General features: G+C 40.1%; 14 protein-coding genes. 1 reads left to right on the forward strand and 13 read right to left on the reverse strand.

Annotated features, from left to right (window positions below; translation table 11 throughout):
- Nucleotides 1-173 precede the first annotated feature (173 nt).
- Entirely contained in the window at nucleotides 174-812 is a 639-nt protein-coding gene (locus tag LCM09_RS15190; RefSeq protein ID WP_224883635.1) for a response regulator, read from the reverse strand.
- Nucleotides 787-2,637 carry a sensor histidine kinase gene (locus LCM09_RS15195; RefSeq protein WP_224883637.1) on the reverse strand — a complete coding sequence of 617 codons (1,851 nt, stop codon included), beginning with the start codon at nucleotides 2,635-2,637 and terminating at the stop codon, nucleotides 787-789. Before LCM09_RS15195 ends, LCM09_RS15190 begins: the two co-directional genes overlap by 26 nt.
- 518 nt (nucleotides 2,638-3,155) lie before the next feature.
- On the opposite strand from LCM09_RS15195, the gene LCM09_RS15200 reads away from it, so the two are divergent.
- Nucleotides 3,156-4,760 (forward strand): ATP-binding protein, encoded by a 1,605-nt coding sequence (locus tag LCM09_RS15200; protein WP_224883639.1) that lies wholly within the window; start codon nucleotides 3,156-3,158, stop codon nucleotides 4,758-4,760.
- Between the two features lie 16 nt (nucleotides 4,761-4,776).
- Here LCM09_RS15200 and LCM09_RS15205 read toward each other — a convergent pair whose 3' ends face one another.
- The 11 genes from LCM09_RS15205 to LCM09_RS15255 form a co-directional block, all read right to left on the reverse strand.
- Complete coding sequence (locus tag LCM09_RS15205) at nucleotides 4,777-5,568, reverse strand: SDR family oxidoreductase (protein WP_224883641.1); 792 nt, start codon at nucleotides 5,566-5,568, stop codon at nucleotides 4,777-4,779.
- A 15-nt stretch (nucleotides 5,569-5,583) separates the two neighbouring features.
- A complete protein-coding gene (locus LCM09_RS15210) occupies nucleotides 5,584-7,728 on the reverse strand; it encodes a TRAP transporter permease (protein WP_404800841.1) in 2,145 nt (714 codons plus the stop codon).
- Nucleotides 7,729-7,743: 15 nt separating this feature from the next.
- On the reverse strand, nucleotides 7,744-8,244 hold the full coding sequence (locus LCM09_RS15215) for a DUF1850 domain-containing protein (protein ID WP_224883645.1): 501 nt from the start codon (nucleotides 8,242-8,244) through the stop codon (nucleotides 7,744-7,746).
- The gene (locus LCM09_RS15220; RefSeq protein WP_224883647.1) at nucleotides 8,237-9,238 is read right to left on the reverse strand and encodes a TAXI family TRAP transporter solute-binding subunit; all 1,002 of its coding nucleotides are present in this window, start codon (nucleotides 9,236-9,238) and stop codon (nucleotides 8,237-8,239) included. The genes LCM09_RS15215 and LCM09_RS15220 overlap by 8 nt, the downstream gene beginning before the upstream one ends.
- Before the next feature lie 206 nt (nucleotides 9,239-9,444).
- On the reverse strand, nucleotides 9,445-10,380 hold the full coding sequence (gene mdh, locus LCM09_RS15225; protein WP_224883649.1) for a malate dehydrogenase: 936 nt from the start codon (nucleotides 10,378-10,380) through the stop codon (nucleotides 9,445-9,447).
- A gap of 30 nt (nucleotides 10,381-10,410) precedes the next feature.
- On the reverse strand, nucleotides 10,411-10,833 hold the full coding sequence (locus LCM09_RS15230; RefSeq protein WP_224883651.1) for a BMC domain-containing protein: 423 nt from the start codon (nucleotides 10,831-10,833) through the stop codon (nucleotides 10,411-10,413).
- A complete protein-coding gene (locus LCM09_RS15235) occupies nucleotides 10,826-11,110 on the reverse strand; it encodes a EutN/CcmL family microcompartment protein (protein WP_224883653.1) in 285 nt (94 codons plus the stop codon). The genes LCM09_RS15230 and LCM09_RS15235 overlap by 8 nt, the downstream gene beginning before the upstream one ends.
- Nucleotides 11,110-11,772 carry a hypothetical protein gene (locus LCM09_RS15240; RefSeq protein WP_224883654.1) on the reverse strand — a complete coding sequence of 221 codons (663 nt, stop codon included), beginning with the start codon at nucleotides 11,770-11,772 and terminating at the stop codon, nucleotides 11,110-11,112. The genes LCM09_RS15235 and LCM09_RS15240 overlap by 1 nt, the downstream gene beginning before the upstream one ends.
- Nucleotides 11,765-12,403 (reverse strand): phosphate propanoyltransferase, encoded by a 639-nt coding sequence (locus LCM09_RS15245; protein WP_224883656.1) that lies wholly within the window; start codon nucleotides 12,401-12,403, stop codon nucleotides 11,765-11,767. Before LCM09_RS15245 ends, LCM09_RS15240 begins: the two co-directional genes overlap by 8 nt.
- 60 nt (nucleotides 12,404-12,463) lie before the next feature.
- Entirely contained in the window at nucleotides 12,464-12,757 is a 294-nt protein-coding gene (locus tag LCM09_RS15250) for a BMC domain-containing protein (RefSeq protein WP_224883658.1), read from the reverse strand.
- Between the two features lie 19 nt (nucleotides 12,758-12,776).
- Entirely contained in the window at nucleotides 12,777-14,303 is a 1,527-nt protein-coding gene (locus LCM09_RS15255; protein WP_224883660.1) for an aldehyde dehydrogenase family protein, read from the reverse strand.
- Nucleotides 14,304-14,325: the final 22 nt, after the last annotated feature.

Here is a 14,325-nt window from a genome sequence, read left to right on the forward strand (position 1 = left end):
TCTATTATCCTGAAAGGGAGACTATTTTGCTATTCCACTTAAGATATAAATTCCAATCTAGATGGACTATATCCAACTAGTACTAAGGACGTAGTCAGGTATGCATACGAAAAGCCAGGTACGCGATCCTCACAAAAATAGGATACGTCCTGACTTTCGATAGATAACCATCTCTATGGTAAAGGTACTAGTTGATTTTGTACTGCGTGGATGATGGCCTGGGAACGACTTTTCACATTTAGCTTCTTGTAGATTTTGCTAACATGGATTTTGACAGTTTTATCACTGATATACAGTTTTTCGCCTATTTCCTTGTTGCTCATTCCACTAACCAGGCAAATTAAGACTTCCTTTTCACGTTCGGTGAGTTCAGATTGACTCTTTGATTCCTGCTTTTGGTTATAGTACCCTAGTAATTTCTTTGTCAGAGAGGGATCGATGATCGATTCTCCCATTGCTACCGTGCGAATCGCTTCTACCACCTGCTCAGATGGTAAGTCTTTTAATAGATACCCATCTGCTCCTTCACGTATAGCTGCCATAAAATACTCATCGTGGCTATGCATCGTTAAGACGAGAACCTTAACATCTGGATAGTCTTTTTTTAAGATGGCGGTAAGCTCAATTCCGTTTTTATCTGGAATGTTAATATCCATCAGCACCACGTCAGGATTGCACTTCTGAAGCTCAGTCATCACTTCATTTCCATTTACGGCCTCACCGACAACCTTTATATCATCTTCCATTTCTAATATGTTTTTCATCCCATCCCTTAATACAGCATGATCATCCACTAACAAGACGTTGATCATGATCCATCCCCCCTTCAAGACCTAGCTTCGGAATCGTTAGCGTAATTTCAGTTCCTTCTCTCTCTTTACTATCGATCTGCAGAGAAGCTTCAATCTTTTCTGCTTGTTCATTCATGCTGAGTATCCCAAAATGCGGGTCTTTCTTGGCTTTGATCATTGCATCTAGGAGTGAAAAGCCTACCCCATCGTCTGTTACCTTCAATAACACATGCTCCTTCTGATAACTTAGAAGAACACTAATCGTTGTGGCACCAGCATGTTTAATCGTGTTCTGAACACTTTCCTGAAACGTATCGAACATAACCTTTTCCACCATAGGACTCAGCGATATTTGCTTCCCTCTCTCTTCAAATCTAATATCGAGCCCGAAGTCTCGTTTGACCACATCGATTCTCTTTATGATTGCTTGTTTCAACCCCACTCTTTCTGTTTCATATGGACGTAACGCATAAATCGATTCTCGAATATCTTTTAAACTAAAACGTAATTTATCTAAACTATCAAGTATGATGCCATTTGCTTCTGCGGGTTTTTGATAAAATTTACGATGAGCGGTTTCAAGCTTCATCACTGCACCTGCAAGGGACTGTGCCACTCCGTCATGAATGTCTCTCGCAATTCGATTTCGTTCTTCAAGAACCGTTCTTTTTTCCTGTTCAAAAATCAACATCCTTGTTTTGATTGCCACAGCAAGCTGGTTAGCAAGGGTGGCAACCGATTGGATATCTTCTTGTCTGAAGCTTTTCGTTCGACTTCGCGCTACAGCAAACATTCCAAGGGATTTACCTTCTAGAATGATCGGTGCGAAGACGAAAGCATTGAGTGCCTTATTAAAACATGATGGGATAAGCCCTGATTCATTCTTCTTGTTTTGATAGACCACAATATCCTGAAACGATTCAAAATCTGCAATTTCCTGGTTTGATAACGGTCGATCGTTTTGAACTTGTCCGTTTTCAAAACGCACGATCCATTCCCCTTCTTCCTTCACCCATAGAACGCTAGCATCAACATCGATAAACTTATTCAAACTAGGCTTAATTGAATGAACCCAGTCCTTCGTCGGTAACCACTTATTCAATTCAGTGGAGATGTCAAAGAGAGCTGTCATCCTATTTCGCTCAGCTTGAAGTCTTACGATAATAGAACTTAATAAAGCTAAACCAACTAATGGAGAGAAGAAGAAAAAGTAAGAAAAGACATCGATTACACCTCTGTTCTGATTTCCGATATAAAACATGATCCCGATATAAGCAATCGAGATTAGAGCACTTATTGTTTCAGAGGTGAATTTCTTTCGCCACAGATTAAAGGTATATGGCTGCGGGCGGATGAGTAAGACGAGATCCACAAGAAGATTGTTAATCATATAGAAAAATAGCGTCAATACTAAAATATAGCCAAACGAGTAGAGTTCAATTTGCATAATTTGTTCCTGAAACAATCGTGCAAGCACGGAAGCTCCAATCAAACTGATAATCAACTGTGAAGGGTTAAAGAAGATAATTCGAAGCGGCCTTCGTTGTATCATGTTCACGAGTACAATGCACAGTGCGTATGTAACAACCGCAATCGGAAGTCCTTCATTGATAAACAATGTATAGAGAAGTGGGAAACTAAGAGAAGTGAAGCCTTTCCATATAGCGATAGGGAAATATTCAGTTACAACTATGAAAAAGGCAAGAAGAAGGAACACCCACCAATTGTTTGGTGAAGTTAGTTGGAACGTCATCCAACCTAATGCGCCTAATCCAACGATAGAGACCACGTACATGAACCACTTCGCGTATTTTTCTTTCTTTTGAAGATGAGACGGTTGTCCCATAACGTATCCCCTCACTCTATGTATCTGAATTTTCTATATCTTTCATTTTACATGATTCGAGAGAGTTTATAAAGAAATCCTTGTTTACAAAAGTTTTATAACAACAAAAAAAGGATCTGCTGATAGATCCTAGATTCGAAGTGCCCACTATAAAAAACAAAACCCGAAACTGGTCAAATGGAGTAAACCACTAACCAATCCCGGGCCTAACCCATTTAGAGCGGGTTCGTTACTTTACATTATGTCAGAAGAAATGACTTCAACCAATTCGACAAAAGATATAAATATCGTAGTACTTACGTAGTATAATTCCGTTTTCTTACCCTTTTGGTCTTACGTGTATAAGCTTTTATACTTGCTAGTAAAGGGTACAGGATAATCATGTCTTTATTATACCTCCTGATTCAATTTCATCATCTTATCTATCCTATTTCTCCAATCCAATCGGTAGTGTTTTTCTTTCACCGTAAATTCATTTACAATAGTAGTAATACAGTTCAGAAGGAAAGAGGATTACCATGATTCATCCTACACACTACATCGAAACATCTAAATATAAGTGCCAGCACGTATTCGCACTAGATCCTACATCGATTCCTGTTCTCACACGATCTCTTTCTAAGGAACAGCTCAGAGAAAGACAACAAGAATATGGACAATCGCTATCAACGATACGAGAATTCATGCAGAAATTGATCAGTTTTTTATCTGGAACGCCTACCTATATCGTGACAACAGATAAAGAGGGACATGTATTGGATTCTTATGGAGATGATAGCATTCAAAGGATGGTAACTACCCTTGGCGTTGAGAACGGCGTACAGTTTTACGAAGAAGCTGCAGGCACTAACTCTATTACTCTTGCAATTAAATATGGCGAGCCAATTCAGTTAATAGGTAACGATCATTATCATGATTGCTTTGAAAACGTGGCCTGTTTTTCAGTTCCTTTTTCAATTACAAAGGGAGAAGTAGCAGGAACTGTCTCGTTAATGACAAGTAAAGAGCATGCGTCTGAGTTTCACTTGGGACTTCTTTCCTCTGCCGTCGATTCGATCGAAAGAGAAATAAATACACAGAAACAAAACCAGGAACTACATGTAAACAACCAGGTGTTAATGGAGACCACACCACTTGGAATCATCATTACAAATAAGGATGGAATGATTAGTGACTTTAACAAAAGCGCACAGATGATAACCGGCTTGGAACAAGAACTAGCAATAGGAAATAGGATCACGGTTTTACCTGATATATCTCCTTGCTTCCATCACGTTCTCAAAGAAGAGAAGCCTGTTGAAAACATTGAGCTCGCGTTTCCTGAACAACAAAAAACGTGTTTGATCGATATTCTACCGCTTTTTAATGATGGTGTCCTGACCGGTGCTTATGGACAATTCAAAGATGTTACATCTTATATCGAACTTCAGAACCAGGTCGTGCAATCCGAGAAACTCTCTGCAATCGGGAAACTCAGTGCAGGGTTTGCACACGAAATACGAAATCCCTTAACGTCAATTATTGGACTTACCAAGATATTAGAAGTAGATAAAAAACAAACGAAGTACATGGAAATCATTAAATCTGAACTAGAACGAATAGATAAGCTCGTCAATGAGTTCGTTATGTATGGGAAACCCGCTGGAACTCAAAAAAAGACGTGCGACGTCGTTTCCATCATCAGCGACACGGTTAAGCTTATGCATTGCTCTGCAAAAAAGAAACATGCAAACCTCTATTTCAATAAGCCTAGTGACCATGTCCCTCTCTATATTGATGAATCTCAGTTTAAACAAGTTCTGATCAACCTCATCAATAATGCCATCGATGCGATGCCAGAAGGTGGAGATGTTTCAATCGATCTTGGTGTCCACGACACTGAAGTTGTCATTACGATTAACGATGAAGGAAATGGCATGTCACAAAAAGAGATTGAGAATTTCGGACTACCCTTCTACAGTACGAAAGATAAAGGTCTAGGCATTGGGCTTTCGATTTGTTCTGATATCGTTAAGTCTCACAATGGAAGTATTGGCGTCAATTCGTCTGACGAAAACGGCACATCTATTCACATTACACTTCCTTATGATGCAAGGAATGAAAGAAGACCCAACATTAGTTGAGTCTTCTTTTTCTTCTCTATAACGCCTTTACTAATCCACCATCTACTACTAATGACTGACCTGTAACGTACGTATTTGCTCCTGACCCTAGGAAGACGAGCATCTTCGCAAATTCATCTGGCTCGCCGTACCGTTTAATTGGGATCGATCTTTCCGTTTTTTCTTTTAACTCTTCTACTGACACTCCAAGTTTATCTGCCCGTAAGCCGTCAAGTTGCTCGACACGCTCAGTCGCGATTCGGCCTGGACCTACGGTGTTTACGAGAATGTTATCTTCGGCATATTCCTGTGACAAACTTTTAGCTAAACCTACGATTCCTGCACGGAACGTGTTAGAGAGGATTAAGTTATCCAGTGATTGTTTGATAGAAGAAGACGCAATGTTCACGATGCGTCCCTCGCCTGCTTTCTTCATAAATGGAATAGCCGCTCGAGATGTTCGGACGAAGCTTAATAGATTTAGTTCGAATGCACTCTGCCAGTCTTCATCTGAGAACTTCTCAAACCCACCAGCAGCTGGTCCACCGGCATTGTTGATAAGAACATGAATCGCACCATTCTTCTCTTTGGCATAGTTCATTAACTCCTTGATGTCTTCTCCATTTTTCACGTCACAGACTTTATAGGAAACGTTGTCGTTATTCGTTACTCGAGATATATCTTCACATGCTTTTTGTAATTCCTCACGATTACGGCTGGAGATGACCACCTTTGCTCCTTCTTCTGCGAATGCGAGGGCAGTCGCTTTTCCAAGCCCTTTACTTGATGCTGTGACTACAACAGATTTTCCCTTTAATCCTAAATCCATCTAATCATTCCTTTCTTATGCAGAGATTGTTTCTTCGTTCGCTTTGTTACTAGCTACATTCATCACCATTACTAGAATAAACACAATTGCTCCAACAGCATCTGTGACGAGCCCAGGGTATATGAGTAGAATAGCGCCAATGCCCGTAATGAGCCTCATCCAGCCAGATAGTTTCGTAAGGAAATACCCTTCAGCTGTAACGGATAATAGAAACACACCGATGAGTGAAGTGATCGCGATTAATAGAATGTTCATCACAGTAGCATCAACCATTAACATCTCATGAGAGAATACGAACATGAACGGTACAATAAACCCTGCGATCGCTAGTTTCATTGCCTGAAAACCAGTTTTGTTTGGATCTCCTCCACTAATACCTGCCCCCGCAAAAGCAGCAAGTGCAACCGGTGGGGTAATATTTGCAAAGATACCGAAGTAGAACACAAACATATGCGCGACAAAAATAGCCGTCTCTGGTGAACCTGCAAGTTCTCTAAACAATGGAAGCTGAAGTAATATCGGTGCTGCCATCGTACTTGTGATGATATAAGTAGGAATACTTGGTAGTCCCATGCCTAGAATGATTGAAGTAACCATCGCAAGAAGTAAGGTGATAATAAGTTGGATCAATGGACTATTTACCATCGAACCAATGCTTACGATACTATTCGCAATCTCAAGCGCAACACCTGTGAGCGATGCTATTCCAACAACAATTCCGACAGCACCACATGCAATTGCAACGGGTACAGTCGTTTTCGCACCTTCTTCTAATGCTTGAACACTATCCACAATTCCGATTTCTTCAGCCTGTAAGTTGAGCATGCGTCTCCACACATTGATAACAAGCGGAACGGCAATGATCAACAATAGCTCCCACCAGTCCCCGCGTAAATTCGGGCTAGCGTTCCCTGAAAGAACTGCGGTAATCTGAGGTTGGAAAATCAAGAATAACCCTAGTACTGTGATAACAGGCAGCATCTTTTTTGATGCAGAAATGACAACCGTTGCAATGATTGCCCAAAATGCAGCAAAGAAAGGTGTTTTTCCTGAGAAAAGCAAGTAAAGCAAGATTAGCATTGGAATGATTAAATGCCCTCTCTCAGCGAGTACTTCTTTTACCGTTGGTAATTCCGTTTTCGGTAACCCTTTTAAGCCACGTTTTGCTGCGCGGAAATGTACTTGAAGAAGAATACCGATATAGAACAATAGTGCCGGTATAATTCCCGCAAGAATGATTTTTGTATAAGGAACATTCAAGTTTTCTGCCATAATAAATGCAGCTGCACCCATGATCGGGGGTAAGATCTGTCCACCCACACTCGCTGCAGACTCTACCGCCCCAGCGAAGTTACGGTGGTAACCAATCTTCTTCATTAACGGAATCGTAAACGCTCCTGTCGTTACAACGTTCGCAATTGCGGATCCATTGATCGACCCTAAGAAACCACTTGCTATGACCGCTACTTTTGCAGGGCCTCCCTTTGTATGACCTGCAACAGCAAGCGCCAGATCATTAAATAACTGACCCATGCCTGACCGACTTAAGAATGCCCCGAACAGAATGAAAAGGATAATATAGCTCGCTGATACGCCTATCGCTGTACCGAGGATTCCTTCCGTAATGAACACAAGTTGAGAAATGATTTGTTTTGATACACTGAAGACGACTTGTTCCGTTAACTGCGGATAGATGGAGAGCTTTACATAAAACCCATACACGAGAAATGCCGAACCTAGTAAAGTAAGCCCCCAACCTGTTACTCTTCTAGTTATATCGAACAGAAGAATAACGATTAGAATACCGACGATAAAATCAGTCGTGTTGATCTGGCCACCCGATTGGATGATTCGTTCTGCAGTCAACAACATGTATACACCAGCGAACATGGCTAGTCCAAACAATATGTAATCATAGAAGGGCGTACCTTTTCCCGCTTTTTTCTTAATGAACGGATACATGAGAAAACCGAGCGCCATCAATGTATACAAATGGATACTTCGTTGTTGGATATCTACAAGAGATCCCGCGTAAGCCGTATATAAATGGAACAGTGCAAGCCCAGCTGCTAACACTGTAATGATACCTTTTAATAAAGAATTATCGAACGATCGCACATTACTCTCGCGGTCGTATTCTTCTACATTTTTCTTTTTCACGATCATGCACCTCACCTAACATGTAAGTTTTACTAGCAAAGCTCTAAATAGATTAAGTTTCTTAACAGTTATATGGTAGGAACTGTTTGCCTTAAGCTTTTCGCTTTGTCCAGCTACTGTTAATCGGTGTTTCGTCACGTCACCGGTACGAACAAATAGACTATCATCGATCGACTGATCAATACCTGTCATGTATACCCAACCCTCTTTTATAAACGTCTCTTTACCTGCATGACTAGGGACACCAGCACCAAACGTCTTAAACCGAGTATGAGTTAAAATAAGTTCAGAACCTTCTCTTTGAAAAAATTCTTCCCATTCTTCCTTCTCCACCGAATGCTCCCACCTCACTGAAAACGTATCCGCTCTCAGGAAAACATCGATAACCTCTTTCTCTTCCTCAACCACCAGCACATTCATTGGAATAGCAAAAAGAGCAAGAACGATTGCGAAAAGAAAGAACCACTTTAGAAAAATGGGAGCACCTTGACGATGCCCCCATTTTGTTCTATTCAAGTATGCCTTGTTCCTCATAGAAAGCTTTTGCACCTGGGTGAAGCGGTGCAATCAGACCTTTTGCAATTTCATCTCGGTCTAGCTGCTTTAATGCTCCAACTGCTACTTCATCAGTTCCAAGGTAGTCATAGTACCTTTTTGTTAAATCTTTTACCGTCTCCTCATCAAGGTCTTTTGAAACCACGATCATATTTTGAATACCAACGGTCGTTACTTCATTATCAAGATTATATTTTGCCTCATTCCCTGCAGGAATGATGTAGTCTTTGTAGAACGGATATTTTTCTTTTAGAGCTTCTGCCGTCTCACCTTTGATTTCAACGAACGTAATGTCATTTTGCTGCATAAGATCCGTGATATTGCTATTTGGAACACCAGAAGTAAAGAAAGCTGCATCAAGGTTTCCATTCTTCATTTCCTGAACGCTATCTGCGTAGCCTGTGTGCGTTACTTTCGACATATCGTCATACGTTAAGTCCACTGCTTCAAGTACTTTTTGTGCACTTTGTTCTACTCCTGAGCCTACCTTACCTACGCCTACTTTCTTCCCTTTCAAATCTTCAACAGATTCGATCCCACTATCTTCTGTGGCAACGATTTGAACAACGTTCTGGTACATGCCAGCAAGTGCTTGAACATCTACCTTCTTCCCTTCAAACTGTCCTTTTCCTTCAACAGCATCATACGCAACGTCACTCATAACGATTGCCATTTGATTCAAACCATCCTTGATGTTCTGAATGTTTGCTACAGAAGCACCAGTAGACTCAACTGTAATGTTCCCGATCGAATCACTTTGTTCAAAAATCGGCTTAAGTGCGCCACCAATTGGATAATATGTACCCGACGTTCCACCCGTACCAAATACGAGAGATTGAGAAGAGCCACCTGAACTGTCACCATTATCTCCGCCTGCTGAATTACTACCACCGCCACAAGCAGAAATAATCATAGCGAGCGCCAGTAAAACAATACCTAATACCTTTGATTTCAAATTAAACCCCTCCGCTTCTTATTTGCTAGGTTTATGGTAACGTTTACATTATTGTTTTTGAATATTTAGAACATATTGGACGTTTTGGTCTTTTTGGTCATAGAATTTTACACATAAGAAAAGAAAAGAAAAGAAAAGAAAAGAAACAACAAAAAAGAGAACTTCCATTATTGGAGGTTCCCTTTTAAATACTATCCCTTTTTACATTATACCAATGTTAATGTTTCTTTTACTGTCTCCGCAGAGCGATCAAGTGCCTCTTTTTCGCTAGAATGTAGAGGAAGTTCAATGACACTTTCTATTCCATTTCCGCCAAGTATTGTTGGAACACCAAGATAGATGTTCTCATATCCATACTCACCTTCTAGATAAGCGATAGATGGCAATATTCTTTTCTTGTCTTTTACAATTGCTTCGGCCATTTCCACGAGAGAGGCTGCTGGAGCGTAATAGGCACTTCCTTGTCCAAGCAAGGATACTATTTCTCCTCCTCCTTTTCGTGTTCTTTCTACGATGGCATCTATTTTCTCTTCAGCTATTAGCTTTTCTAATGGAATACCACCTGCATGAGAATAACGAACCAATGGCACCATACTGTCACCATGTCCACCTAAGACAAACCCTGTAACATCTTCAACCGAGACACCTAGTTCTTGTGCAACAAACGTATTAAAACGCGCCGTATCTAACACACCAGATTGTCCAATCACTCGATTTTTTGGGAATCCAGTCGTTTTATAACAAACATAAGTCATCGCATCGACTGGGTTACTTAATACTAAAATATAACTTTCAGGTGCATACTGAACGATTTTCTCAGAAACATCCTTCATTATCTTTGAGTTAGTAGCGATTAAGTCATCTCTACTCATACCTGGTTTTCTAGGTATACCTGCAGTTATGATTACCATATCTGCGTCTTTAATATCTTTATAATCTGATGTACCCGTTATAGTAGAATTGAATTTCTGAACAGGACTCGCTTCTAACATATCTAATGCCTTGCCTTTTGTAGGGTTGTCCATTGAAGGAATATCTACTAGAACGACATCACCAAGTTCTTTTTGTGCAAGCATCAGTGCTGTAGTTGTTCCTGTGAATCCCGCCCCAATAACTGCAAATTTTTTTCTGTTGAAAGTCATTCCATCACCTCCATACAACGAATTGAATTACTAAGACGTTTTACTTGTTTCCTTTTTTGGCTCTTGAGTCGTTTTAGAAGCTCTACCAGAAGATTTAGGTTTAGCTTTCGTAGCTTGTTCTTCGGCATTATCTTGTTCTTCTGTATTACCTTGTTTTTCTTTATCCTCTTGTTTATTTTCGTCTGCTTTTTTTAGTATGCTGCTTGTTCCCTCATCAGGATGAGGAATCACATAATGAGCAACAAGCTCTCCCACCCGTTGAGCAGCTTCTTTTCCTGCATCTACAGCTGCTTGAACTGCACTAACATCACCTTCTACAAAAACGGTGACTAATGCTGCATCTATCTTTTCTTGGTTGATCAGCTTAACATCTGCTACTTTAACCATGACATCTGCAGCTTCAATTGAGCCAATCAGACCTCTTGTTTCAATCATGCCTAAAGCTTTAGCCATTCTCTTCACCTCTTTCAACTTCTACAGCATCTACAATGCCAATGATGATAGAGTCTATCGGTATCGGATTGTCTACCTCTATATTGGAGGCCGAACTCCCTCTTGTAACCATGACTTTATCGCCTACACCTGCACCAATTCGGTCAACAGCAACTAGGTTTGATTGACTAGTATTCTGTATAGATGAAACTGGCCGAACAACTAAAAATTTCAGCCCAGTAAGTCCCTCTTCTTTTCTCGTTGCCCATAGATTCCCTATCACTTCGCCTAAGATCATTATTCGCCCCCCTGTGACTCTTGTTTTCGAATCAATATACTTCGTTCTCTTGCTGCATCTCGGGCCATAGGAGTAACGATCGTATCATTGGAAATGATGATTTCTTCATTATCCCAGGATTCTATTATCGATTGTGTTAAAAGTTTTTCACTATATCTTCTCATATCCTCATGAGCAGGTGAGTGATACGGTGAATTCATTGGTTTAATTTCCTCTAGCTTTGTAAAAGAAACGCCATATTTCACTACTTTTTCGTAGTATTGTTTCAGTTGCTCTCTGTAGTATGAAGTTACTGTTCCAACGTTACTATCATTAATGAAACGATCCAATAACGTGTCTAATTCAAAGTAGATTCTACTACCTTTCATCATCAACTCTGAAAAAGTAAAACTCATATTTGTATCTGTAATTCCTATTGCGCTTTTAACTAAAAGGTCTTGATCCACATTTAGAAAAACTGCTTCCTCTACTTTACTAGGTAGATCATCCGTATTTGGATTAATGACGATCGGTTCCCAATAATCCTGGAGTGTCGCTAGAGTTTTTGCTTCTGGTTCTTTTGAACAAATCACGAGTAAGGTCGGTTTGGCACCCCTACTCGTGAATCCCTGTTCCTTTAAGATATCAACAACGATTTTTTCTATAGTAGTTCTATCAATCATTTATCAAGATCCCTTTTTGACCTGATTTGATAGCACCTGCATTTGCTTCATCGGTATCGATATGCATTTCCAATCGATATTTCGAGGAGACTCTAATTAATACATTCTCAAACTGTATTGGCCTTTTTCCTTCATCTACCCGGACTTTCACATAATTTCCATCCTGTAACCCCATATCTTCTGCATCTTCAGTGCCCATATGAATATGTGATTGGGCGATGATAAGTCCTTCATTCAAATAAATGCTCCCACTTGGTCCTACGAGCGTTATGGGGCAAGAACCTTCAATATTACCAGACTCACGGATAGGCGGGGCTAAACCTAATTTGACTGCATCAGTTTGACTTACTTCTACTTGAGTAGCTTTTCTTAGCGGACCTAATACTCTCACTCTTTCAATACTTCCTGATGGTCCAACAATAGTAATGGTTTCATTAGCTGCGAATTGACCAGGTTGAGATAAATCTACTTTCTTGGTCAACTCACTTCGCTTGCCAAACAAAGCTTCCATTGCGTTTTTATCCAAATGGCAGTGTCTCGCTGACACCGCCATAGGAATATCTGAACTTTGTTTTTTGCGAAGTTGAGTGATCACTTCATCTACAATTTTATCAAGGTTTTGTACATCCATACGGCTTTCCTCACTTTCCATTAAAGCCCTTTCTCAGAAAGTAATTGCAAACTATTTGGTTTATTGATTGATTCCTTCAAGTTTTGGTAGAATACCATCTAATTCATTGTGAGGGCGTGGGATTACGTGAACAGAAAGCAACTCTCCTACTCGTTGAGCAGCAGCACTACCTGATTCCGTAGCTGCTTTTACCGCACCGACGTCTCCACTCACTAAGATCGTTACAATTCCTCCACCAACATGTACTTTACCAACCAAATTAACATTTGCAGCCTTTACCATTGCATCTGCCGCTTCCACTGATGCTACTAATCCTTTAGTCTCGATCATTCCTAGTGCTCCATTAATTGCCATTATAAATTCCTCCTAATTTTTATTGGTATTGACTTACAACTCTATTTACAATGGAAGATACTTGTTCTGTATCTACCTCTTGAGTATCAATATTCTTAAGTACTTTCTCTATAATCTTTTCAATATCGTCAGCTTTTGGATTCATTGAATCTTTTCCTTTAGAAGAACTAGTTGAAGATGGTTTCGGGATATCGATATCTTTGATTCCATATGCCAGACGCTTCGTATTCATCAAGTGACGAGCAGTAATATTATCAGAGGTAATGTTCCCTCCATACGATCCACAACCTAACGTTAAAGAAGGTTTTAGGCCTGTTGTTCCACCAACCGCACCGATACTTGATAATGTATTAACGACCAAACGCGATACAGGCATTTCTTTTCCAAACCTCTTGGCTACACCATCATCTGATGTATGCAATGAAAGAGTGTGCCCTCTACCTCCTAAATTCAGCAATTCTAAACAAATCCTCTTTGCATCATCTTCGTTTTTGGAAGTGTATAGAGGGAAGATAGGAGAAAGTTTCTCTATTGAAAAAGGTACTTCTTTTCCAATCTTATCTTCCTCTGCTATTAGGACACTGGTATCTGAAGGCACTTCAATACCTGCCATCTTTGCAATTCTTGAAGCAGAACGACCTACAATCTTCGGATTCAATTTGCCTTTAATAGGAGAAATCGTATTTTCCAACTTTTGTTTTTCTTCGTTGTTCAACAAGTATGCTCTGTTATTTTTAAGCTCACGAATCGTCATTTCTTTAACATTTTGATCGACTACGATTGCCTGTTCTGTAGCACAGATCGTGCCATTATCAAACGTTTTACTAGCTACTACCATTTCAACAGCTCGTTTTACATCACAGGATTTTTCCAAATAGACAGGTACGTTACCCGGACCAACTCCATAAGCTGGTTTTCCAGAACTATAGGCAGCCTTTACAAGACCACCTCCCCCCGTAGCCAGAATCACATTAATCCCTTTATGACTCATTAATTCTGTAGTTGCGGCCATTGAAGGCTTTGAGATCCAACCGATGATTCCCTCTGGAGCACCAGCCTCGATAGCTGCCTCATGACAAACCTTTAACGCTTCTACCGTACATTTGACGGCTGAAGGGTGAGGACTTACCACAATCGCGTTTCGTGATTTCAACGAGATTAACGTTTTAAAAAAAGCAGTAGATGTCGGATTAGTAGTCGGAATAATTGCTGCTACTACTCCGAATGGGTAAGCAAATTCAGTCACTTGATTCATTTTGTCTTCATGGATGATGCCTACTGTTTTTTCATCTTTTATTGATTCATATACATCCCTAGAACCAACCTGATTTTTTATTTCCTTATGTTCCACAACTCCCATATCTGTTTCTGCAACTGCCATTTCTGCAAGTCTATAAGACTGTTGAAATGCTGCATCTGCAACTTTTTTTACAATATGGTCAACTTGGTCTTGTGTAAATTCTTCAAACTTTTTCTGTGCTTCGTTCGCTCGTTGAACTGCACTTCTCATCTCTTGGATAGATTGTAAATCATGATCAAAGTTCAATGCTGTACTCTCCCTTCTTGTT

The sequence above is a fragment of the Guptibacillus algicola genome, from assembly GCF_020171805.1.
GTDB lineage: Bacteria > Bacillota > Bacilli > Bacillales > Guptibacillaceae > Guptibacillus > Guptibacillus algicola.